The organism is Streptomyces sp. NPDC059582 (assembly GCF_042735715.1).
Classification (GTDB): domain Bacteria; phylum Actinomycetota; class Actinomycetes; order Streptomycetales; family Streptomycetaceae; genus Streptomyces.
Genome location: NZ_JBHWCC010000060.1, coordinates 13178 through 35801, shown reverse-complemented (window position 1 = coordinate 35801; position 22624 = coordinate 13178). Strand labels below are relative to the sequence as shown.

The following is a 22624-nucleotide window of genomic DNA, read 5'->3' as shown; positions in this document are numbered from 1 at the left end:
CGGATCACCCTTCCCGGGCCGTGATCGACTGTTCCACCCACTGGCGCAGAGCGGGGGCGGGCGCCGCCCCCGTCTGCCGGGCGACCGTCTCGCCCTGGTCGAGGACGACCAGTGTCGGTACCGCCTGGACCTCGAAACGCTGCGACAGCCGGGGGTTCTTGTCGATGTCGACCTTGACGAGTTTGATTCGGCCGGCGAGATCGGTGGCGACCCTCTCCAGCGCGGGGCTGACCATTCGGCAGGGGCCGCACCAGGTGGCCCACAGATCGACCACGACGGGGACGTCGGCCCTCTCGGCGACCTCGGTGAAGTCGTCGTCGCCCGCGTCCACCATCCACGGTAGGGGCTGCTTGCAGTGGCCGCACTTGGGGCGGCCCTCCGCGGCCAGGGGCACCCGGTTGGTGCGCCCGCAGTTAGGACAACTGACGGTCGTCGCCTGCATCGTGCTCATGCCGCCCGCGCTCCCTTCACGTCCTCGGGCTGGTCGTAGGTGACCACCAGCTCTCCGTGTTCGGCGTCGACGCGGACCGTCGCGCCGTCCTGGACGTCGCCGCGCAGCAGGGCGCGTCCGACCAGTGTCTCGACCTCGTGGGAGATGTAGCGGCGCAGTGGCCGGGCCCCGTACACCGGGTCGTAGCCCTGGTGGGCGATCGCTTCCCGGGCGGCGTCGGTGAGTTCGACGGTGATGCGGCGTTCGGCGAGCCGCTGTCGCAGTTCGTCGAACTGCAGCTCCACGATCCGCTCGATCTGCCGCTCGCCGAGCGGTTTGAACAGCACGATGTCGTCGACGCGGTTGAGGAACTCCGGGCGGAAGTGCCCGCGCAGCTCGCCCATCACCAGGGCGCGGGCGTCCGGCTTGATCTCACCTTCGGCGGTGGCGCCGTCGAGGAGATGCTCGGAGCCGATGTTGGACGTCATGATGATCACGGTGTTGCGGAAGTCGACGGTTCGGCCCTGCGCATCGGTGATGCGACCGTCATCGAGGATCTGCAGCAGGGTGTTGAAGACATCGGTGTGCGCCTTCTCGATCTCGTCGAACAGCACAACCGAGTACGGCTTGCGGCGTACGGCCTCCGTGAGCTGGCCGCCTTCCTCGTAGCCGACGTATCCGGGCGGTGCGCCCATCAGCCGGCTGACTGTGTGCCGCTCCTGGTACTCACTCATGTCGAGGCGGACCATGTTCTCCTCGGAGTCGAACAGGGTCCGGGCGAGGGTCTTGGCCAGCTCGGTCTTCCCGACGCCGGTGGGGCCGAGGAAGATGAACGAGCCGATGGGGCGGCGAGGGTCGCGGATGCCGGAGCGCGCGCGGATGACGGCGTCGGCGACGAGCTTGACGGCTTCGTCCTGGCCGATGACGCGCTCACGCAGAATCTCGTCGAGGCGCAGCAGTTTCTCGCGTTCGCCCTCCTGGAGACGGGCGACGGGGATGCCGGTCCAGGCGGCGACGATCTCGGCGATCTCCTCCTCGGTGACGACCTCGCGCAGCAGCCGCTCCTGCCCTTGCTTGGTGGCCAGTTGCTCCTCTTCTGCGGCGAGTCGGCGCTCCAGGTCCTGGAGTCGGCCGTAGCGGAGTTCGGCGGCGCGGTTGAGGTCGTAGGCGCGTTCGGCCTCCTCTGCGTCGTGGCGCACCTGCTCCAGTTCCTGGCGCAGTTCCTGCACGCGGCGGATCGCCTGCCGTTCGGCCTCCCACTGGGCGTGTTTGGCATCGGCCTCGCCGCGCAGGTCGGCCAGTTCCCTGCGCAGCTCCTCCAGGCGGGTCTTGCTGGCGGGGTCGGTCTCCTTGGACAGGGCCGCTTCCTCGATCTCCAGGCGGGTGACGCGGCGGGTGATCTCGTCGAGTTCGGCGGGCATCGAGTCGATCTCGGTACGCAGCCGGGCGCACGCCTCGTCGACCAGGTCGATGGCCTTGTCGGGCAGGAACCGGTCGGTGATGTAGCGGTGGCTGAGGGTGGCCGCGGAGACCAGCGCGGTGTCCTGGATCTTCACGCCGTGGAACACCTCCAGGCGTTCACGCAGTCCGCGCAGGATGGAGATGGTGTCCTCCACGCTCGGCTCGTCGACCAGGACCTGCTGGAAGCGGCGTTCGAGGGCGGCGTCCTTCTCGATGTGCTTGCGGTACTCATCGAGGGTGGTGGCGCCGATCATGTGGAGTTCGCCGCGGGCGAGCATCGGCTTGAGCATGTTGCCCGCGTCCATGGCCCCTTCGGCGGCGCCCGCTCCTACGACGGTGTGGAGTTCGTCGACGAAGAGCAGGATGCGCCCCTGGGCGGCCTTCACCTCGGACAGCACGGCCTTGAGGCGTTCCTCGAACTCGCCGCGGTACTTGGCACCGGCGACCAGGGAGCCCATGTCGAGGGCGAACACCGTCTTCTCGCGCAGGCCCTCGGGGACGTCGCCGCGAACGATGCGCTGGGCCAGGCCCTCGACGATGGCGGTCTTGCCGACGCCGGGGTCGCCGATGAGGACGGGGTTGTTCTTGGTCTTGCGGCTGAGGATCTGGGTGACGCGGCGGATCTCCGCGTCACGGCCGATGACCGGGTCCAGCCGCCCGGACCGAGCCTCGAGGACCAGGTCACGGCCGTACTTCTCCAGAGCCTCGTAGGCCACCTCGGGGTTGGCGGAGGTGACGCGCTGGTTGCCGCGGACCTGGGTGAGCGCGCTCAGGAACGAGTCCCTGGTGATGCCGGCTTGTTTGAGCAGTCGCCCGGCGGCAGTCGAGGTGCTCTCCTCGGCCAGGGCGAGCAGGAGGTGCTCCACGGACACATACTCGTCCTTGAGGCGTTTGGCCTCCCGTTCGGCGGCGTCGAGCAGGCGGCCGAGGCGCTGAGTGACGAAGACCTGGCCGGGTGCCGCGCCGGGGCCGGTGACCTTCGGGCGGCGGGAGAGTTCCTCGCGCACGGCCGCGCGCAGTTGCTTCGGCTCAGTGCCGGCCTGCTGCAGCAACCGCGGGATCAGGCCGTCCTCCTGATCGAGAAGTGCGAGCAGCAGGTGTTCCCCGTCGACCTCTGTGTGCCCCATGCCGACAGCCGCGGTCTGGGCCTCCTGGAGGGCTTCCTGGGACTTCTGGGTGAGACGGTTCATGTCCATGGGGGTGTTTCACTCCTCGTGCCGCGGCCGCGCAGGGCGGCTTCGAGCAGGCTGATGCGGTCGAGCAGGTCGAGCACCAGGCCGATGGATGCGTAGTTGAGGCAGAGTCCGGTGCGCAGCCGCTGGATGCGGGCGAGAACCGCCGGGGCCATGGGGTCGAACACCAGGTGCCCCGCGGCGTCGCGTTCGGCGTCGACAAGGCCGAGGGCGACGAACCGGCGGATCAGATCGGGGTGGAGGCCCGAGCGACGGGCCACGGCGTCGAGGGAGAGCCTGGGGGCGGGCACGAGCGCGTACCGGACAGCCGTCGAGGCGGTGATGTCGGCGCCTGTTCGTACCGGACGGGCGCCCCTGCCGGCCCAGCCGATGCCTGCCGCTCCCGCGGGTCGGTCGTTCATCGCGTCCTCCTGGGGTCGAACGAGGAAGTGGCGGCGAGCTCCTCGAACAGTTCGCGCTCCCGGTCGCCGAGGGTGGGCGGCACCATGATGCGGAGTTCGGCGTACAGGTCGCCGTTCGAGCCGCGTGGGTTCGGCATGCCCTCGCCACACAGCCGCAGCCGCCGGCCGCTGGACGAACCCGCGGGCACCGTGACTTTGGCCGTGCCACCACCCGGCGTGGGCACCGGCACGGTCGCGCCCAGGGCCGCCTCCCAGGGGGCGACCGGGACCTGGATGTGCACGTCGCGGCCGTCCAGCCGGAACCGGGGGTGGGGCTGGATACGCACCCGCAGGTACAGGTCGCCCGCGGCGGCGTCACCACTGCCCCGGCCGCCCTCGCCCGCCAGCCGGATGCGCTGCCCGTCGGTGACGCCCGGCGGCACGTCGACCTCGTACCGCCGCGGCTGCCCGGTGGGACCGGCGAGCGTGACGGTGCGCCGGCCGCCTCGGTACGCCTCCTCGACGGTGAGCGGCAGCTCGGCCTCCTGGTCCGCTCCGGGGACGCCGCCCGGGGCGGCGCCGGCTCCGAACATGGAGCCGAACAGGTCCTCGATGTCAATGCCCTCCGCGCCGAAGTCGTCGCCGAAGCCAGTGCTGTACCGGACGCGAGGACCGCCCCCGCCCGCGGTCCTCCGACCGCGGAAGCCGCCGCCCGCTCCGGCCGCGACCCGTTCGTCGAAGTCCTCGGGGATCTTGCGGAAGTCCTCGCCGAAGCGGTCGTAGCGGGCCCGGGTCTTGGGGTCGGACAGTACGCTGTGTGCCTCGTTGAGGTCCTTGAAACGCTCCTCCGCCCCGGGGTCCTTGTTGACGTCGGGGTGGTACCTGCGGGCGAGTTTGCGATACGCCTGCTGGATCTCGTCCTGGCTCGCGCTCCGCGACACGCCCAGCACCTCGTAGTAGTCCCGCGCCATGACCGGTCACTCCCGCTTCGCGACGGTCACCGCGGCCGGCCTGAGCTGCCTCTCGCCGTCCCCGTAACCGGGGCGCAACACCTCGACGACCGTGCCCGGTGGGGCGTCGGGGTCCTGGACGAGACCGACCACCTCGTGCCGGGCCGGGTCGAAGGCGACGCCGGTTTCCGCGTGCCGCGGATAGCCGAGCAGTTCGAGGACGTTCACCGCCTGGTCGCGTACGGCCCGGATGCCCTCCACGATCGCGCCCGGATCGGCGCCGGCGTGGGTCAGGGCGAGTTCGAGGTTGTCGAGGACGGGCAAGAAGGCGGCCGCCGTGCGGGACCGCTCGACCGCCCGTTCGCGCTCCAGTTCCCTGGCGTGGCGCTTGCGAAGGTTGTCGAGGTCGGCGAGCGCGCGCCGCCAGCGGTCCTCCAGTTCCTGGATCGCGGTCGTGTACTCGTCCTCGGCAGTCGCGGGGCCGGCGGCGTCGGGTCCCGGTTCGCCGTTCGCCGCTTCGGGCCGGGGCGAGCCCGGTTGGGGCAAATCCCCGCGCGGAGGGCGTCCGGCGCCTTCCGGGACCGGTTCGACCGGATCCGACGCGGCCCGGTCGGGTACCTGGGGGTAGGTGGGCATGGCGCGCCTCAGCCCTTGTCGAACTCGGCGTCGATGACATCATCGTCACCGCCACCGCCACTCGTGGGACCACCGGCGGCGGCATCCTGGCCGGGACCGCCATCCGCGGTGGCGGCGCCCTGATGGGCCACCAGCCCGGCGAGCACCTGCTGGAGTTCGGAGGTCAGGGGCCGCACGCGCTCCACGCCCGCCTCTTCCTTGACCGCCGCCCGGGCGTCGGACACGAGCATCTCGGCGCGTGCCTTCTCGTGCGCGGGCGCTGCGTCGCCCAGTTCGGCGAGGCGCTTCTCGACCTGGTACGCGACGGCGTCGAGTTCGTTGCGGGCGTCGACGGCCTCGCGAAGTGCATGGTCCTGGCCCTGGTTGCGCTCGGCCTCCTGGACCATGCGTTCGACCTCTCCGCGGTCCAGGTTGGAGCTCTCGCTGATGGTGATGCCCTGTTCCTTGCCGGTGTCCCGGTCGCGGGCCTTGACGTTGAGGATGCCGTTGGCGTCGATGTCGAAGATGACCTCGATCTGTGGTTCGCCCCGCGGCGCCGGCCGGATGTCGGTGAGCTGGAACCGGCCGAGCACGCGGTTGTCGGCCGCGGACTCGCGCTCGCCCTGCAGCACCACCACATCGACGGCCGGTTGGTTGTCCTCCGCAGTGGAGAAGGTCTCGCTGCGGCGTACCGGGATCGTGGTGTTCCGCTCGACGATCTTCGTCATCACTCCGCCACGCGTCTCCACGCCCAGCGACAAGGGTGTGACGTCGAGCAGCAGGACGTCCTTGACCTCGCCCTTGAGCACCCCGGCCTGGATCGAGGCGCCCAGTGCCACGACCTCGTCGGGGTTGACGCTCATGTTGGGTTCCTTGCCGCCGGTCAGTCGGCGAACCAGGGACTGGACCGCCGGGATACGCGTGGAACCGCCTACGAGAATGACCTCGTCGATGTCGCTCTCGCCGACCTTGGCGTCGGCCATGGCCTGCTGGACCGGTCCCAGGCAGCGCTCCACCAGGTCGCCGGTGATCTGCTCGAACGTGGACCGCATGATCGAGTCGGTGAGGTGCTTGGGGCCCGAGGCGTCGGCGGTGATGAACGGCAGGCTGACCTGCGTCTGCGTCACCGAACTGAGCTCGGTCTTGGCCTTCTCCGCCGCCTCGAACAGTCGTTGCAGCGCCTGCGGGTCCTTACGCAGGTCGATGCCGTTCTCCTTCTGAAAGTCGTCCGCGAGGTAATCCACCAGACGCCGGTCGAAGTCGTCGCCACCCAGGTGGCTGTCGCCGGCGGTGGAGCGCACCTCCACCACGCCGTCACCGACGTCGAGGATGCTCACGTCGAAGGTGCCGCCGCCCAGGTCGAAGACGAGGACGGTCTCGTGCTCCTTCTTGTCCATGCCGTACGCGAGGGCGGCCGCCGTCGGCTCGTTGATGATCCGCAGCACCTCCAGTCCCGCGATCCGTCCGGCATCCTTGGTGGCGGTGCGCTGAGCGTCGTTGAAGTAGGCGGGCACCGTAATGACCGCCTCCGTGACCCGCTCCCCGAGCTGCTTGGAGGCGTCGTCAGCGAGTTTCCGCAGCACCTGTGCGCTGATCTCCTCAGGCGCGTACAGCTTGTCGCGCACTTTGAAGCGGGCCGCCCCGCCGTCGCCTTCGACGACGTCGTACGCCACCGCCCTGGCCTCCTCGGAGATCTCGTCGAAGTGCCGACCGATGAACCGCTTGGCCGAGTAGATGGTGCCCTTCGGGTTGAGGATCGCCTGGCGCCGGGCCAGCTGGCCCACCAGACGTTCCCCGGTGTCGGTGAAGGCCACCACGGACGGTGTCGTGCGGTTGCCCTCGCTGTTGGGCACGACGGACGGCTCGCCGCTCTCCCACACGGCGATCACTGAGTTGGTGGTGCCCAGGTCGATGCCCACTGCCTTGGCCATGAGGAACTCCTCCCGTTACGGCGCCTGCGTCGACTCTCCGGATCACGTTCGTTCAGGGGTGGGACCTCCGCCGATTTCCTACCGGTGCGCACGGAGGGTCTCGAGCACTCCCCAGGGTGCCGAACCGGGTGGCTCCCCGCCTGCGCCTGGCGAGTCAGGAACACACGGGTCCGGTCGCCCCACGAGGACGAGAGAAGGAATCCGAACGTTCGGATAAGCCGGCCCGGAGCGGGTACTCGAAATACCGCTCGCCTCCCTGAACTCTCGGGGAGAAACGGAGTGATCCCATGGCCGGCAGTCGGACGTGCAGCCCGTACCACCGCTGCCCTGACCGGGCGGGCAGCCTTTCGCGGGGCAGCGCCCGGCGGCCCCCCACGGCCGCGCGCAGACAGCCCCGCACCCCGGCCGACCATGACCCCGGCGACCTGATGGTGCTCTCCAGCGCCCTGTTCGACACCCCGGACGAAGACGAGATCCTGCGACTGACCATGGATCACATCGCCGCCGCGGGGCCATACCGCGCCGAGGCCGGATACCTCAAGGTGGGCGGCGACCTCGTCCCCAGCCCGAGGAACGGGCAGGCGCATGCCTTGGCCGTGGGCCGAAGGGTGCGGGAGTTGGCCGGGCAGGACGGCCCTGTGACCGTACCCGGCAGGCCCTGGGGCCGGGCCCTGGGGCTACGCGGACTTGAGGGACTCCACGGCTACCTCGTGGTGACGTCCCGCTCCCGGCCATCCGAGGCCGAGCGATCCCTGCTCGCCACGATCGTCCGGCACACCGCTGCCGCACTGTCAGTCGCTTTCGCCCACCGCCGCCAACGCGAGGACGCGCTGGAGCTGCACCGACTCAGGGACGAACGCACAGCCCTCCAGCTGCAGCTGATCTCCGTCGTGGCTGAGCTCGGGTACCAGCGGGCCGTTCACGCGCTCATGGCCGACGTCGCTGCCTCGAGCGGCGGCGAGGAAGCCATCACCCGCGCACTGCACAAACTCACTGGACTCCCCGCGCTGGTCGAGGACCGCTTCGGTCGGCTGAGGTCCTGGACCGGCCCCAGCCGCCCCGACCCCTATCCCGAACCGGACCCCGTGCGCCAGGACGAAATGCTGCACGCTGTCGCCCGTCAGGCCGGGCCGGTGCGGATAAGGGACCGGCTGCTCACCCTGGTCCGCCCCCACGGCGAGATCCTGGGCGTGCTGGCCCTGGTCGATGTCCGGGGCGAGGCCGACGAGCACACCGTGCTCGCGCTGGAACACGCCGCCGCGTCGCTCGCCCCGGAGCTGACGCACCTGCGCAATCTGGCCGAAGTGGAGCTGAGGCTGCACCGCGAGCTGGTCGACGACCTCCTGGCAGGGACGGACGAGGCGAGCGCCTACGCCCGGTCCGAGGCAGTCGGACACGACCTGCACCGCAGCCACTACATCGTCGTGGTGCGGTGGCCGAACCGGACTGCGGACGACTCCTTCGCGCAGACCGTGGGACGGGCGGCCGCTGCCGTGGGCATGCGCTCGCTGCTGACCCGACGTTCCGACCACGTGGTCCTGGTCGCCGACGACAGGCCGCACGCCCGGGCGTTGTACGAGGCGCTCGCTCGGGAGACCGGGACACGGTCCGGGACGATCGGGGTGAGCGCCCCTTGCGACTCCCTGACCGACATCCCCCACCACTACGAGGAGGCGCAGCGCGCCCTGGAAGTGCGCCGCCACTCCCGCGAGCGCTACGGCACGACGTTCTTCGACGAGCTCGGCCTCTACCGCATCCTGGGACCTGGCAACGATTACCGGGAACTGGAGACGTTCGTCCACGAGTGGCTCGGACAGCTCATCGACTACGACTCCCGGCACCACTCGGCCATGGTGGAGACCCTGTCCCGGTACTTCGACTGCGGCGGCAACTACGACGAGACCGCCGAATCCCTCGCGATCCACCGCAGCACGCTGCGCTATCGGCTCCAGCGCATCCGCGACATCAGCGGCAACGACCTCGCGAACGTCGAGGACCGGCTGAACCTCCAGGTGGCGACCCGAGTGTGGAAGATCGTGCTGGGCGGCCCCGGCTGATACCTCGCTAGAACTTCGTGCGATCGTGTCAGCAGCGGTTGGGCGCGGGCCGCACTGATACAGCGCTGCAGTGGGTGGGGGCCCTTCCTCGGTTTGATCCAGCGAGGTCGCGTCGCGCCAGAAGATGGGGCCTTGGTTCATCACCGCCACCGCGATGATCGGCGGGGCCTTCGGCACAGCCTCGAAGGGGACGAGAAGGTGTCCGACGCCGCCTATGGACGACGGCAGCGTGAGCGTCAGCGGATGCCGCGGCAGATGTCGCGGCCGGAGCGAGTCGGAGGCAGGGGGCCGGACACCCCCGACGGGTGACAGGGCCGCGGCCCTGGCGTCACAGGGCGATGACGTGGAGGTCGACCAGGTCGAGCAGCGCCCCCAGGGCCGAGCTGGGCCGCCGGGTCGACGACGTGCCGAGATGCATGCTCCAGCGGAGCATGGTGCCGTTGACGTCCAGGACGTGCAGGCCGGGGGTGCGGGCAACGGCGAACGCGGGCAGGAAGGCGATGCCCAGACCGTGCCGGACCAGTGCCGCCCCCATGTCGATGTCGGGCACTTCCAGTGCCACCCGGCGGACGACGCCCGCCACCGCGAACGCCCGGTCGACCACCTCGCGGTTGCCGTAACCCGGCGGGAAGTCCACGAAGGGCTCCCCCGCGAGGTCCGCAAGTGCCACCTCCCCCCGCTGCGCGAGCGGATGGGCGGCGCCCACCACCAGGACGAGCGGCACCGTGGCCAGCTCCCGTGCGTCGATCCCGGCGGGCTTGTGCTCGGGCAGCGACAGGAAGGCCACGTCCAGGTCCCCGCTGAGCAACGCGTGCGCCAGTCCCGCCGAGCCGGTCGTCGCCAGCCGCAGCCGGACGTCGATCGCCGGATGCCGCGCGTGCAGCTGCCCGAGAAGCGCAGGCAGGTCCACCACCTCGACCGAGGCCATGGCGCCCACGTTCACCGTGCCGCGCAGCGTGTCCTGTGCGGCGCCCACGGCGTCCTGGGCCGCCTGGGCGGCGTGCAGGGTGGCCCGAGCCTCCGGCAGCAGCGCCGCGCCCGCCCCGGTGAGCCGGACCTGCTGCGACGTGCGCTCGAACAGCGCGCAGCCGAGCTCGCGCTCCAGGGAGCGGATCGCGGCGGAAACCCCCGACTGCACCACGTGCAGCCGACGTGCGGCACGCGTGAAACTCAGCTCCTCGGCGACCGCGATGAAGTGCTCCAGCTGACGTAGCTCCACACGAGAAGTATCACTCGCATTGCTCGAGCCCAGCAAAAACATTCGTTGGCATTGATCCCGGCTGGTGAGGAGGATGGAAAGCACCATCCAATTCCGCCCGAGGAGGGGTACCCCTGCCTGCCGTTCCCACGCCGCTGAGCCGTCCCACAGCCAACGCTCCCGGCGACCCGACCCACCGGATCCCAGCACCCGCTCCCGCCGACCTGCCGCCCCGCGCCCCCGCCCGGCGCCGTGCCTCGCACACGACCGGCTTTTGGTTCGTGGCGGTGGCCTTCACCGTGCTGATGGCCTTCGGCACCGCGCCGACCCCGCTGTGGCCGCTGTACGAGGCCCGGGACCACTTCGGCGCGACCACGGTCACGGTGGCGTACGCCTCGATGGTCGTGGGCGCAGCGGCCGCCTTCCTCGGACTGGGACACCTGTCGGACCGGCTCGGCCGGCGCCGCATCATCGTCCCGGCGCTGCTGGTCGGCATCGTCGCGTCGGTCGTACTGATCGTGTGGCGGGACCTGCCGGGGCTGATCGCGGGCAGGATCCTGAACGGTGTCGGACTGGGGCTGATGGCCTCGACCGCGACGACGTACCTGCACGACCTCCACCACGAGGCCCGTCCGGAACGGACGGGTGCGGTGCTGCCCAGCATCGTGGCCACCGCCGCCAACCTCGGCGGCCTGGCCTCAGGGCCCCTGGTCGCCGGAGCCGCCGCCGAATGGCTTCCCGCGCCCCTGATCACCACCCAGGCGATCTTCACGCTCGCCATGGCAGTGTGCCTGGCGCTGGTGCTGTCCACCCCGGAGACCGTGGACCTGGAGCTGCCCGCGGCCGAACCGCCCAGCAGGTTCGTCCTGCGCCCCGGCGGCCGGCGGACGTTCGGCGCGGCCGGCGCGCTGGGCGCCTTCGCCTTCGCGATCCTCGGCCTGATCTCCTCCCTCGGGGCGAGCGTGCTCCACGGCATCCTGCACACCGACTCGCACCTCGTGGTCGGCCTGGCGGCCTTTCTCATGTTCGGTTCCGCGGCGGCCGCCCAACTGGTGCTGGGGCGCCTCCCACTGCCCCGGGTCCTGACCGTGGGGGCAGTGGTCTTCCCGGCCGGCCTGCTCCTGTGCGCCGTCGCCCTCTACCACCCGGCGCTCTGGCTCTACCTGGTCGCCGTGTCCCTGTCGGGAGCCGGCTCCGGGCTGCTGTTCAAGGGAGGCGTCGAACGTGCCGTCTCAGTGGCCGAGCCCGCCTCACGCGCGGGGGTCCTCGCCGTCTTCTTCGTCGTCGCGTACCTCGGGATGGGCCTGCCCTCGGTCCTGTTCAGCATCGCCTTGCGGCACTTCGCCGTGCAGACCGCGATGATCGGCTTCGCGGCGGTCCTCTCCTGCGGTGCCGTCGTGTCGGTCGCCGTCGCCTTGCGTGACCGCGCACCCGGTCCCGGCACGCGCTCGGCGCAGTCCGCTCGCCCCTCCTGACCTCCCTGCGGCGCATGCGACACCGGTTGTCTGGGAGGCGCGGACCTGGGCACTCGGTGCGGGCGCGTGTGACACGGATCCACGGCGGACGGGAGGCCCGAGATGTCTGCGGAATCGGCCAGAACGATCCCGCTCCCCTCCGGTGAGGAGATCGCGGCACTCGGGCAGGGCACCTGGTACCTGGGCGAGGATCCGGCCCGGCGTGAACAGGAGATCGCCGCGCTGCGGCTGGGCGTGGACCTGGGCATGACCGTCGTCGACACGGCGGAGATGTACGGCGACGGCGCATCCGAGGAGCTCGTCGGGGAGGCCCTCCGGGGACGCCGGGAGGAGGTCTTCCTCGTCAGCAAGGTGCTGCCCGGCCACGCCGACCGGAAGGGCACCGTCGCCGCCTGTGAGGGGAGTCTGCGGCGGCTCCGTGCGGAACGGCTGGACCTCTACCTGCTGCACTGGCGGGGACGGTGGCCACTCGAGGAGACCCTTGCGGGATTCACCGACCTGATGGAGGCGGAGAAGATCCGTTACTGGGGCGTGAGCAATCTGGACGCCGCCGACATGGTCGAGCTGACCACCCTCCCCGGTGGCGACGCCGTGGCCACCGACCAGGTGCTGTACAACCTCTCCCGGCGCGGCATCGAGTGGGATCTGCTCCCCTGGTGCCGCGAGGCCGGGGTGACGATCATGGCCTACTCCCCGATCGAGCAGGGGCGGCTGCTGAAGGTCGAGGCTCTGGGTGCCGTGGCCCGGGCCCTCGGAGCCACGCCGACCCAGGTGGCACTCGCCTGGGTGCTGGAACAGGGGGTGGCCGCGATCCCGCGTTCCGGATCACCCGACCACGTTCGGGAGAACCGCGGCGCGATGGACCTCCACCTTCCCACCGAGGCGCTCGACGCCCTCGACGAGGCGTTCCCGCCGCCCAGCGGGCCCACGCCCCTGGAGATGCTCTGAAGGAGTGGACAGGATGACGCGCCCCCCGCTCGTCGTCGGAATGGGGGGCTCGCTGCGCACCCCGTCGACCAGCCTCACCGCACTGTGTGTGGCGGTCGAGGGGGCCGCCGAGGCGGGCGCCGACACCCAGGTGATCGACCTCAAGCGGCTGGAACTTCCGTTCTACACCTCCGAGCACGGGATCCCACCGTCCGCTCGCCGGTTTGCGGACACCGTGCAGGCCGCCGACGCCCTGCTGTGGAGCAGCCCGACGTACCACGGGTCGGTCAGCGGCGCGTTCAAGAACGCGGTGGACTGGCTCGCCCTCCTGGCCGACCACGACCCGCCCTACCTGAGCAACACACCCGTGGGGTTGCTGGCGACCGCCGGTGGAGTGCAGGGCCTGCAGGCGATCAATGCGATGGAGTTCATCGTCCGGTCGCTGCGCGGCTGGGCGGTGCCGCTGGTGTTCGCGGTCCCGCGGTCCTCTCGGGTCTTCGATGGCGACGGACGCCTCACCGACCAGGCGGTCGCGGACCAATTGCGCGGCCTCGGCGCGGAGGTGACCGGGGCGGCCCTGCAGTTCCGGGCGGAGGGCACGTGTGACTACGCCCAGGAGCGGCCGTCCGGGGCCGTCCTGGAGTGAACCTCCCCTACCACGCAGGGGCGCAGGAGGTCGCACTCCCTCAGGGCCCGGTCCGCCCCGCGGACCGGGCGGGCTCGCCGCGCGCCCCGGAGCGCCCGGGCGGGAAGTGCGGCAGCACGTGCTCGGCCAGTTCGTCGATCACTTCGGCGACCGGGCGGCGGCTGTGCTTGAAGTTGATCATCAGCTGGTCGATGCCGATGTCCTGCCAGGCCCGCATCATCGCGAGGAACGACACCCGGCCCACCGAGAAGCCCTGGTGGATGCGCCGGGGCAGGGCCAGCGGGTCCTCGGTCAGGTCCAGATAGGTGGCCTGGGCGTACGGCTTGAACCCACCGCCGTCACTGCGGGTCAGCTCCCGCCAACGCTCGATGTTCTCGGCCTGCTGCTGGAGCGGCGGGGTGTAGTACAGCCAGCCGTCCGTGTTGCCGGCGATCCACCGGACGTCCTGCCTGCCGTGTCCCGTCATCAGTACGGGGATCCGCCGGTACACCGGCTTGGGCAGCAGATCGGTGCCGCGCATCTGGCCGAGCGGCGACTCCACGTGCGGGAAACGGTGCTCGAGGACGACACGGAAGTACTCCAGCGACTGCCGGAACCTCTCGGCCCGGTCGCCCAGGTCCTGACCGAGGGCCGGGAATTCCACGGGCCGGTCACCGGTGGCCACCCCGAGCAGGAGCCGTCCGCCTGACAGCTGGTCCACCGAGGCGGCCGCCTTGGCGGTGTGCAATGGATGCCGCAGCGGCATGACGATGCTGGCGGTCCCCAGCGTGATCGAGGTGGTGCGGGCGGTGAGCTGTCCCAGGTACACCCATGGGTCGAAGACCTGCCCGGCGTCCCCGAAGCTCGGGTCCAGCAGCGGCACGTCACGGACCCACACCGAGGCGAAGCCGGCCCGCTCGGCCTGCTGGATCCGCTCGATGTGCCCGGCCAGGGACGGCACGGGCCCGTCGAAGCCCTCTAGTGGCGTGATGGCGCCCACGGTCATCCTGCCGCCGGGATACGCCCTGGCCATGGCCGCGTGCTCGGAGAACGGCCGCTGCGCCCCGCCTTCAACGTCCACGGGTGCGCCGGCTGAGGGAACTGTCGGTTGCGTCATGCGATCCTCCGGCGATTTCATGCAGTGGCCGGCCAGCCCCTGGCACCCCGGCCTCCGTCTCCTCGATGACGGCGCCGCCCTTGTCGGTCACGGCTCCTCCTAGCCCGGGGCGCCGACGAGAGCCTCGAAGTCCCGGGGCAGCTGGGCCAGTACGTGGCGGAACTCCCCGTCACTGACCGCGTCCCTCAGGGTGCTCAGCTCGGCCCGTACGCCCTCGCGGGCCTCGTCCGGGCTCACCCCCGCTCGTCTGCTCACCCGATTGACGAACTCGTCGAGTCCGAAAGGCTCGGCCTCAGGAGTGGGAGAGACCAGCGGTTCCTTCAGCGGCTTGGGCAGTTCGGACGCGAGGTCCTCCGCCTCACCCCTGGTGAGCCGCTCGGCCAGGGTTTCCAGGGTGGCTCGGGTGAGGGGCTCCGCCTTGTCCGGAGGGACAGTGGCGCGCCGGGTGATGGTGTCGAGGAAGGTGCTGTAGTCCATGAGCCGTCCTCCTTCTCAAGCTGTGCAGCTCGCCGACGGGGACTTGAGACAGCCACCGAAGGGTGCGTCGTGCGGGTGAGAGGGGCGGGCCGAGGCACGTCATGGTGCATGCGCCTCAGCAGGGCCGAGTGACACCCCACACTTCAATGCTCCGGATGTGGGCCACACCCTGCCTGCTCCCGGCGGGAGGAAAAGAGGTGGGCTCGATAGAACTCCGAGCACAAGTGCATGCGCCTCCGCCCCGGCGAGGGGAGCCGGCGCCGGTCTGCCCGATGTGCGTCAGGGCGCCGTGCCTGCGGGCGCAGTCGGCTTTCCCGCCGCCGCGTTCCGGCCGGCCCCTTCGGCCCGTTCGGCGTCGAAAGCGACAGCGCGTTCGATGCAGGCGAGCTGTCGGGCGATGTCCGCCAGCGACACTTTCGTATCGATCCGAGACGTTGCAACGCCGTGCAGCCTCCTGCGGACGGATGGCCATACGGCTGGCCGGGGATGCCTGCGCACTTCATGCTGCTCTGCCAGGGGAAGAGGGGGCTCCCTTTTTCGGCCTGGGGTGCGGAGGCGCTCGGCAGGGGGCTCTGCGAATCTCGACCGGGTGACAGCCGATGGCGGCGCGGGCGGGAGCGAACGACGCCGTCCGTTCCCGGCGAGGAGGCGAGAAGCATGACTGTGATGGGTGTGCCGAAGTTCCAGAGGTTCTTCCGCGCCGCCGCAAGCCTCGACATGGACAAGAACGACCTGAAGCGGTACGGCGACTTCGTCGGCGCCAAGCTCCACGACCTCCTGGTCGTCGGCCAGGCGTCGGCCAAGGCCAACGGCAGGGATACCGTCGAACCGTGGGATCTGCCGATCACCAAGGGCCTCCAGGAGAGCATCCACCGGTTCCGGCGGCTCGACGAGGAGGTCGAGCTGAAGCCGATCCTGGAACAGCTCGCTGCGCACCCTCCCCTCGACAGGACACCCACCCAGGAGACCGAAGAGCGCTACCCCGAGATCATCGGTGGTCTCAGCGTCGCACTCGCCGAGACGTTCAGAATCATGTATCCGGATGTCAAGAACCCGCAGACCAGTCACTGGGAGGGCGTGACCGCGGTGTTCGACCAGCTGCTGTAGGAGCCGCGCCCCGGTGCATGTCGCCGGACCGAACTGAGATGCCGGACGGGGGGTGGGCCAGAAAGTGAAGGGATCCGACCATGACACAGGAACTGCAAGGGATGCGGGTGGGAATTCTTGCCACCGACGGCGTCGAGCGCGTGGAACTCGACCTGCCGCGCGGTGCGCTACAGGGTGCGGGGGCCAAGACCGAGATCCTCTCGCTCCACCCCGGCGAGATCCAGGCCCGGCAGTTCGACCTCAACGCGGCCGGAACCTTCCCCGTCGACCGTCTGATCGCCGACGCTTCCGTCGACGACTACGACGCCTTGCTCCTGCCCGGCGGCACCATGAACCCTGACCAGCTACGCATGGACCGCGACACGGTGCGGTTCGTCAAGGACTTCATGGCCAGCGGGAAACCGGTCGCATCGATCTGCCACGGCCCGTGGACCCTGGTGGAGGCTGACGCCGTGCGCGGTCGCAGGCTGACGTCCTGGCCCAGTATCCGCACCGATCTGCGCAACGCCGGCGCGGAGGTCGTCGCCGACCAGGAGGTCGTCGTCGACGGGCAGTTGATCACCAGCCGTGGCCCGGCCGACCTGCCCGCCTTCTGCGCCGCCATCGTGGAGCAGTTCGCCAGGGCGCACCACCCCGTGCCCGGCTGACCCGGCGGCCTGGTCGCAGTCGGTAGGGAGCAGGCGCGGTGCACGGTCGACGGCATACGGTTGCGGAGCGAGCCGCACCGCCGTTCCTTGGCGGAACGTGCCTTTCGATTACGGGCCGGGCAGGGTCTACGATCCGTTCCCCCGGTGGCGGCGCGCCAGCCGGGCCGCGAGATAGGGTGCGGTGGCGCTGCGGCGGGCCCTCGCCACCTTGGCCGGCGGGCCCGCGGCCACCACCCGCCCACCCGCGTCGCCGCCGCCCGGCCCGAGGTCGATGACCCAGTCGGCGGTGGCGACCGTGTCCAGGTCGTGCTCGACGAGGACGACCGTGTTGCCGGCGTCGACGAGCCGGTGCAGCTGTCGCAGCAGCAGCGCGATGTCCGAGGGGTGCAGTCCGGCCGTCGGCTCGTCGAGCAGGTAGAGCGCGTGCCCGCGGCGGGCTCGCTGCAGTTCGGTGGCCAGTTTGATGCGTTGCGCCTCACCACCGCTGAGTTCTGTCGCGGGCTGGCCCAGCCGCAGGTACCCCAGACCCACCTCGCGCAGCGTCTCCAGACTGCGGGAGGCGGCCGGGACGGCGGACAGGAACTCGGCGGCGGCGTCGACGGACAGCGCCAGCACTTCCGCGATGTTCTTGCCGCGGTAGGTGACTTCCAGCGTTTCGGCGTTGTACCGGGCGCCCTGGCAGGTCGGGCACGGCGCGTAGGTGCCGGGCAGGAACAGCAGTTCGACCGCGACGAAGCCTTCGCCCTGGCAGGTCTCGCACCGGCCTTCAGGCACGTTGAAGGAGAACCGCCCGGCCGAGTAGCCGCGCGCCCTGGCCTCGTCCGTCGCCGCGTACAGCTTGCGCACCGCGTCGAACATCCCCGTGTACGTGGCCAGGTTGGACCGGGGAGTCCGGCCGATGGGCCGTTGGTCGACCAGGACCAGCCGGTCGAACGACTCGACCCCCGACGCGTCCTGGACGTCGACCTCCAGCCGCGCCTCGTCGGGCTCCTCGGGTACGAGTCCGAGGTGGCCGCGGACGACCTCGGCGAGCACCTGCGTGACCAGTGTCGACTTTCCGGAACCGGACACGCCCGTCACCGCCGTCAGTACGCAGAGCGGGACGTCGACGGACACGTCGTGCAGATTGTGGCGGGAGACGCCGCGAAGGTGCAGCCAGCCGTGCGGTGTGCGCGGGCGGTGGTCGAGCGGCTGGGCGCGGCCGAACAGGTACTGGCTCGTGGCCGACTCCCCGACCCGCTCGAGACCGGCGACCGGGCCGCTGTACAGCACGCGTCCGCCGCCCTCGCCCGCGCCGGGGCCGATGTCGACCACCCAGTCCGCCCGCCGTACGACGTCCATGTCGTGCTCCACGACAAACAACGAGTTGCCCGCCGCCTTGAGGCGGTCCAGCACGTCCAGCAGCGGTTCCGCGTCAGCCGGGTGCAGGCCCGCGGAGGGTTCGTCGAGGACGTAGACGACGCCGAACAGCCCCGAGCGCAGCTGGGTGGCGATCCGCAGGCGCTGCGCCTCGCCGGGCGACAGGGTCGTCGAGCGGCGCCCGAGGCTGAGGTATCCGAGGCCCAGGTCGAGCAGTACGTCGACCCGCGCGACCAGATCGCCGCAGATCCGGACCGCGACCTCGGTCGTCTCCCCGGATCGGGCGGTCGACGTGGTGGCGTCGGCCTCGGACCGCCCCGCGACGGGCCGCAGCAGCGCCACCACCTCGGTGAGCGGCATCGCGTTGATCTCGGCGATGGAACGTCCGGCGAAGGTCACGGCGAGCGCCTCGGGCCGCAGTCCGCTGCCGTGACACTCGGGGCAGGGCACACTCCTGACGAACCGGAGCGCCCGTTCGCGCATCTTCTCGCTCTTGGAGTCGGCGAGGACGTGCATGACGTGCTTGCGGGCGCTCCAGAACTTGCCCTGGTAGCCGTAGTCGACGCGGTCCTCCTCCGGCTCGATGTACACGGAGGGCTGCTCGTCCGTGTACAGCAGCCAGTCCCGGTCCTTCTTCCTGAGCCTGCGCCACGGTCGGTCGATGTCGATCCCCAGGCCGTTCACGACACTGCGCAGGTTGGCGCCCTGCCAGGCACCCGGCCAGGCGGCGATCGCCCCCTCGCGGATGCTCAGCGAGGGGTCCGGGACGAGCAGGTCCTCGGCGACGTCGTGCACGACGCCCAGTCCGTGGCACTCCGGGCAGGCGCCGGCCGCGGTGTTGGGTGAGAACGACTCGGCTTCCAGCCGTGCGGCCCCGGGCGGATAGGTGCCGGCGCGGGAGTACAGCATGCGCAGCAGATTGGACAGCGTGGTGATGGTGCCGACCGTCGAGCGCGAGCTGGGCGACCCGCGTCGCTGCTGCAGGGCCACGGCCGGTGGCAGTCCGGTGATTTCCTGCACGTGCGGTGCGCCGACCTGTTGCAACAGCCTTCGGGCGTACGGTGCTACGGACTCGAAGTAGCGCCGCTGGGCCTCCGCGTAGAGCGTGCCGAACGCGAGCGAGGACTTGCCCGAACCGGAGACGCCGGTGAAGGCGACCATCGCGTCCCGCGGAACATCGACATCGATGTTCCGCAGGTTGTTCTCACTGGCGCCCCGGACATGCACGAAGGGGTCGGTCGCGTCCTTGTTCACCGTTCCTGATTACCTGATCGCGCCGGGAACCGCGCGACAGGCGCCGTCACCGGGCCTCATGGGCGTCGGCCATGTTGCCCGTGCCGGCCGGCCCGCCGCGGCGACCAGGCGGGTATCGGCGTCGATGATGACCTGGCACGTTCGCCGAGAACCGGTAGTGCGGGACGAGGCGCCGACCTTCCGGTCGTGGACCGGGATCAGGGTGCCGTCCACGATCCACATTCGTTCGGTGTCCGCCAGCCGCCGCGGGGCCGCTTCGAGTGCCGGCAGCGGACGAAGCCACTGGGGCCAAGCCTTCTCCAACAGCCTTTGGGCGGCGGGCACTCCGCTGTTGGCGGATGCCGACAAGGTGGCGTTGCTGCTGGAGACCACCCCCACCGGGGTCTTCGCCGCCGGCGACGTCAGGAGCCGCTCGGCCAAAGGGGTGGCCTCGGCGGCCCCCGGTGCCGGACGTAGAGAGGCACTCGGCAGGAACGCCGCGTGACATGGACGAGCAGGAACAGCGCGACGTAGAGGCAGTGATGCCTATGAACAAGGTGATCACGGTGACGAGGTTGAACAGGAGGCGGGCCTGCTGCCGATCGATCCTGTCGCGGTGCCGACCGGGGTGGCGCGGAGCTGGTGTTCGCGGTGGCGCACGCAACCGTGGCCCGGTGGTTGAGCAGGCCCTGCACGGGGTGGACGAGGGGATCTGACCGTACCGCCAGCACCTGCTGGCAGGGGCCAGCGTGTCACGCGGCGTCGGCGATATCTCGGGGGCATCCTGTGGGCACGGGCGATCGCGGGGCAGCGACGAGAAGGAGTCATGCGGGTGTCGTCTCAGGGCGTTACGGTCGTGGCTCTTCTGGCGGATCCGGATGCGCCGACGGAGATCGCGCAGCGCATGGCCCGGATACTTCCTGATCGACTCGCCGACAAGTCAGGCCAGGGACGACGGTACGACGTCGAGGTGGTCAGCGAGCCCTTCACCGCAGGGACCGAGGACCCGCCCACCTTGATGCAGCGGATCATGGACCGTGGCAGTAAGGAGAATTGGGACATCGTCGTGGCCCTCACCGACCTTCCGCTGCACTCACACGGGCGCAAGCTCGTGGTGGACCTGAGTCACGAATACGGCTTGGCGTTGCTGTCCCTTCCCCCGCTCGGGGGCTTCCGGCTGCAGACGAGAGCCCGGCGGGCCGTGGAAGAAGCCGTGCTCAGCTTGGCGGGCCCGCAGGCCACCGGGGCTGAGGGACCTCCGCGGAGTCAGCCGCTTCTGGGGCCCTTTGTCAGTCGCCTCGCGCCTATTCACCCGGGCGAGGTCGGTGAGGAGGAGACCGCCGATCTGCGGTACGTCGTCAGCGGGCCGCGCGGTTATCTGAGGGTGCTCCTCGGTATGGTCCGCGCCAACCGGCCGTGGCGCTTGGTGCCGGGCTTGTCGAAAGCCCTGGCGGCCGCACTCGCCACGGGAGCAGTCGCCACTGTGAACTCCACCATCTGGAGCCTGGCCGTGTCCCTGAGTACGCCGCGCCTAGTGATCTCCACGGTCGGGTCTGTCGCGCTCATGATCGGCTGGCTGATCGTGGACGCGAACCTGTGGCATCGAACGGATGAGGTTTCGCCCGAGGCGAGGAACAGGGCGGCTCTATACAACGCCTCGACGGTCGTGACCGTGGGTATCGGGGTGCTCGTCTGCTACGTGGGTTTGATGGTCATCAACTTGGTGTGGGCGCTGTTCATCCTCAACGACCGAGTGTTCGCTTCCATGACACGAGCCCCGCTGAACGGTACGGAGTACTGGACGTTGTCCTGGTTCGTCGCTTCGGTCGCGACGGTGGGCGGCGCGCTGGGATCGGGCTTGGAGAGCGACGAGGCGATCCGGGCAGCCGCCTACTCCAAGCGCGAACAGGAACGTCGCCGCATGCTCCAGGACGATGACGGTGACCAGTTGGTGACCTGAGTCGGAGCTTCTTTGGTGATTGGTGGTCGTCCACGTATGAAGGTTCCGCTGATCCGTCGGTGCGTCGTTGTTTCGCGTCAAGGACCGACGGGGACTCGGACGGCGCGCCGCCGACGCGCCGCCGGACAGGCCCACGGCGGCACCACCGTTCCACTCGAACCGGGTGGACGGACCATAGAGGCAGGTCGGAGCCATGGACCCCGTCGCACCAACTCCCGGGAATCATGCGCTGTGCGCCGTCTCCATCGCACCCGTGCTGCGGTCATGCCGCGGCACCGAAGGAAGCGATCATGAAAGCAGCGGTATATGAAGGTCCGCGAACGGTCACGGTAAAGGACGTACCGGACGCGAAAATCGAGCACCCCTGCGACATCATTGTCAAGATCACCACTACCAACATCTGCGGTTCGGACCTGCACATGTACGAGGGCCGCACCTCGTTCGAGACTGGCCGCACCCTGGGACACGAAAACATGGGCCAGGTCGTGGAGGTGGGCCCGGCCGTCCGCAAGGTCCAGGTCGGCCAGTATGTGGTCCTGCCCTTCAACATCGCCTGCGGCTTCTGCAAGCAGTGCGAGCGGGGTCTGACCAACTACTGCCTGACCATGCAGCCGGAACCGGCTCTCGCCGGAGCCGCTTACGGATTCGCCGACATGGGCCCCTACCAGGGCGGCCAGGCGGAACTGCTGCGCGTGCCCTACGGCGACTTCAACGCGCTGCGTCTGGGTGAGGACGCCGCCGAGCGGCAGACCGACTACGTGATGCTCGCCGACATCTTCCCCACCGGCTATCACGCCACCGAGATGGCCCACGTCAAACCGGGCGACCAGACCATCGTCTTCGGGGCCGGTCCCGTCGGGCTGATGGCGACCTACTCCGCTCTGCTCAAGGGCGCCGGACGCGTCTGGGTAGCCGACCATCAGCCCGACCGGCTGCGCAAGGCGGAGGAGATCGGGGCCATCCCGATCAACACCGCCGAGCAGAAGCCGGCCGAGGTCGTCAAGGAGGCCACCCTCGGTCTGGGCGCCGACAACGGCTGTGAGTGCGTCGGCTACCAGGCACACGACCCCAAGGGCCACGAGGACGCCAGCCTCACGCTCAACGGACTGATCGACTCGGTCAGGTTCACGGGCGACATCGGTGTGGTGGGCGTGTTCTTGCCCCAGGACCCCGGCGGCGCGGAGGCCCAGGGGGAACTGGAGGCGCAGGGCAAGGTCCCGATCGACTTCGGCATGATGTGGTTCAAGGGCCAGCACATGGGCACCGGGCAGGCGCCGGTGAAGAGGTACAACCGGGCACTGCGAGATCTGATCGCCGGCGGAAAGGCAAAGCCGAGCTTCGTCGTCTCCCACGAACTCAGCCTGGACGAGGCCCCCACCGCCTACGAGCACTTCGACGCACGTGACGAGGGCTGGACCAAGGTGGTCCTGCATCCGAACGGACACGGGAACGGCCACAAGCGGTAGGCGACCCGGGGGCGGG

The 22624-nt window shown here is 70.1% G+C and carries 19 protein-coding genes; 9 read left to right on the top strand and 10 right to left on the bottom strand.

The features are described 5' to 3' along the window. Positions 1-4: 4 nt before the first annotated feature. From trxA to dnaK, 6 genes are read right to left on the bottom strand one after another with little or no spacing between them, the layout of a single operon-like run. A complete protein-coding gene (trxA, locus tag ACFV0T_RS35450; RefSeq protein ID WP_385788602.1) occupies positions 5-451 on the bottom strand; it encodes a thioredoxin in 447 nt (148 codons plus the stop codon). Further along, positions 448-3087: an ATP-dependent chaperone ClpB gene (gene clpB, locus ACFV0T_RS35445; protein WP_385788600.1), complete on the bottom strand. Its 2640-nt coding sequence runs from the start codon at positions 3085-3087 to the stop codon at positions 448-450. Before clpB ends, trxA begins: the two co-directional genes overlap by 4 nt. After that, a complete protein-coding gene (locus ACFV0T_RS35440) occupies positions 3078-3485 on the bottom strand; it encodes a chaperone modulator CbpM (protein ID WP_385788598.1) in 408 nt (135 codons plus the stop codon). The genes clpB and ACFV0T_RS35440 overlap by 10 nt, the downstream gene beginning before the upstream one ends. After that, complete coding sequence (locus ACFV0T_RS35435; RefSeq protein WP_385788596.1) at positions 3482-4435, bottom strand: DnaJ C-terminal domain-containing protein; 954 nt, start codon at positions 4433-4435, stop codon at positions 3482-3484. Before ACFV0T_RS35435 ends, ACFV0T_RS35440 begins: the two co-directional genes overlap by 4 nt. Before the next feature lie 6 nt (positions 4436-4441). After that, entirely contained in the window at positions 4442-5050 is a 609-nt protein-coding gene (locus ACFV0T_RS35430) for a nucleotide exchange factor GrpE (RefSeq protein WP_385788594.1), read from the bottom strand. Positions 5051-5058: 8 nt separating this feature from the next. Continuing rightward, entirely contained in the window at positions 5059-6960 is a 1902-nt protein-coding gene (gene dnaK / locus ACFV0T_RS35425) for a molecular chaperone DnaK (RefSeq protein ID WP_385788592.1), read from the bottom strand. A 287-nt stretch (positions 6961-7247) separates the two neighbouring features. Here dnaK and ACFV0T_RS35420 point away from each other — a divergent pair, with 287 nt between their 5' ends. Next, complete coding sequence (locus ACFV0T_RS35420; RefSeq protein WP_385788591.1) at positions 7248-9017, top strand: PucR family transcriptional regulator; 1770 nt, start codon at positions 7248-7250, stop codon at positions 9015-9017. 328 nt (positions 9018-9345) lie between these two features. Here ACFV0T_RS35420 and ACFV0T_RS35415 read toward each other — a convergent pair whose 3' ends face one another. Continuing rightward, positions 9346-10236: a LysR family transcriptional regulator gene (locus tag ACFV0T_RS35415; protein WP_385788589.1), complete on the bottom strand. Its 891-nt coding sequence runs from the start codon at positions 10234-10236 to the stop codon at positions 9346-9348. A 266-nt stretch (positions 10237-10502) separates the two neighbouring features. Here ACFV0T_RS35415 and ACFV0T_RS35410 point away from each other — a divergent pair, with 266 nt between their 5' ends. From ACFV0T_RS35410 to ACFV0T_RS35400, 3 genes are all read left to right on the top strand, one after another. Further along, the gene (locus tag ACFV0T_RS35410) at positions 10503-11690 is read left to right on the top strand and encodes an MFS transporter (RefSeq protein WP_385788587.1); all 1188 of its coding nucleotides are present in this window, start codon (positions 10503-10505) and stop codon (positions 11688-11690) included. 102 nt (positions 11691-11792) lie between these two features. Beyond that, entirely contained in the window at positions 11793-12638 is an 846-nt protein-coding gene (locus ACFV0T_RS35405; RefSeq protein ID WP_385788586.1) for an aldo/keto reductase, read from the top strand. A 13-nt stretch (positions 12639-12651) separates the two neighbouring features. Further along, positions 12652-13263, top strand: coding sequence for an NADPH-dependent FMN reductase (locus ACFV0T_RS35400; protein WP_385788585.1), 612 nt, complete (start codon positions 12652-12654; stop codon positions 13261-13263). A gap of 40 nt (positions 13264-13303) precedes the next feature. Here the strand turns inward: ACFV0T_RS35400 and ACFV0T_RS35395 are convergent, their stop codons facing one another. Further along, a complete protein-coding gene (locus ACFV0T_RS35395; RefSeq protein ID WP_385788583.1) occupies positions 13304-14359 on the bottom strand; it encodes an LLM class oxidoreductase in 1056 nt (351 codons plus the stop codon). Between the two features lie 99 nt (positions 14360-14458). Next, entirely contained in the window at positions 14459-14836 is a 378-nt protein-coding gene (locus ACFV0T_RS35390; protein WP_385788581.1) for a DUF2267 domain-containing protein, read from the bottom strand. Between the two features lie 657 nt (positions 14837-15493). Between ACFV0T_RS35390 and ACFV0T_RS35385 the strand changes: the two genes are divergently transcribed. Together ACFV0T_RS35385 and ACFV0T_RS35380 are read left to right on the top strand one after the other, a co-directional pair. After that, positions 15494-15943, top strand: a complete 450-nt coding sequence (locus tag ACFV0T_RS35385; RefSeq protein ID WP_385788580.1) for a DUF1931 family protein — start codon at positions 15494-15496, stop codon at positions 15941-15943. Between the two features lie 80 nt (positions 15944-16023). Then, positions 16024-16590 carry a type 1 glutamine amidotransferase domain-containing protein gene (locus tag ACFV0T_RS35380; protein ID WP_385788578.1) on the top strand — a complete coding sequence of 189 codons (567 nt, stop codon included), beginning with the start codon at positions 16024-16026 and terminating at the stop codon, positions 16588-16590. Between the two features lie 126 nt (positions 16591-16716). Here ACFV0T_RS35380 and uvrA read toward each other — a convergent pair whose 3' ends face one another. Then, positions 16717-19203, bottom strand: a complete 2487-nt coding sequence (gene uvrA / locus ACFV0T_RS35375) for an excinuclease ABC subunit UvrA (protein ID WP_385788576.1) — start codon at positions 19201-19203, stop codon at positions 16717-16719. Here uvrA and ACFV0T_RS35370 point away from each other — a divergent pair. The 3 genes from ACFV0T_RS35370 (at position 19196) to ACFV0T_RS35360 (ending at position 22608) form a co-directional block, all read left to right on the top strand. After that, the gene (locus ACFV0T_RS35370; RefSeq protein ID WP_385788574.1) at positions 19196-19687 is read left to right on the top strand and encodes a hypothetical protein; all 492 of its coding nucleotides are present in this window, start codon (positions 19196-19198) and stop codon (positions 19685-19687) included. The genes uvrA and ACFV0T_RS35370 overlap by 8 nt on opposite strands. Positions 19688-20008: 321 nt before the next feature. After that, entirely contained in the window at positions 20009-21142 is a 1134-nt protein-coding gene (locus ACFV0T_RS35365) for a hypothetical protein (protein WP_385788572.1), read from the top strand. Between the two features lie 290 nt (positions 21143-21432). Continuing rightward, on the top strand, positions 21433-22608 hold the full coding sequence (locus tag ACFV0T_RS35360) for a glutathione-independent formaldehyde dehydrogenase (RefSeq protein WP_385788570.1): 1176 nt from the start codon (positions 21433-21435) through the stop codon (positions 22606-22608). Positions 22609-22624 lie beyond the last annotated feature (16 nt).